Raw genomic sequence first — 588 nt, 5'->3', positions numbered from 1 at the left:
GCTGGCTGCAATAGCGACGCCGCCGACGCGGTCGCCGCCCCTCCACCCACGGTCAGCGTGGCACCTGTGTCGGTGCGCAAGATCGTCCTATGGGATGAGTTCAATGGCCGCGTCGAGGCGGTGGAAAGCGTTGCGCTGCGGCCACGTGTGAGTGGCTACATCGACAGGGTCAATTACGAAGAGGGCCAGATCGTCAAACGTGGCGACGTGCTGTTCGAGATTGACGCTCGCAGTTACCGTGCTGCTCTGGCTCGCGCGGAAGCAGACTTGGCCCGCGCCCGCACGCAGGCCGCACTGGCACGTAGCGAAGCGGCCCGTGCTCAAAAGCTGGCTTCGTTGCAAGCAGCCTCCACCGAGGAGTTGGAGCAGCGCCACGCCGCCGCCGATCAGGCCCAAGCCAACGTGCAGTTCGCCCAAGCCGCAGTCGAGACCGCCAAGTTGGATCTGTCGTTCACCCAGGTACGTTCGCCCATCACAGGCCGCGCCGGACGTGCACTGGTCACGGCAGGCAACTTGGTGAGTGCTGACGGCCAGGCCAGCATCCTGACCACCGTAGTCTCGCTGAACCCGGTGCACGTGCATTTTGAT

Annotated in this window: 1 protein-coding gene; it reads left to right on the top strand. The window is 64.6% G+C overall.

The genetic code is table 11. The annotated features are described in order from the left end of the window. A partial coding sequence (locus DU29_RS0128875) for an efflux RND transporter periplasmic adaptor subunit (protein WP_028624800.1) occupies positions 1–588 on the top strand: 588 nt, incomplete at both ends.

It is taken from the genome of Pseudomonas sp. Ant30-3, assembly GCF_000690905.1.
Taxonomy (GTDB): Bacteria; Pseudomonadota; Gammaproteobacteria; order Pseudomonadales; family Pseudomonadaceae; genus Aquipseudomonas.
This window is presented reverse-complemented; position numbering and strand designations above follow the sequence as displayed.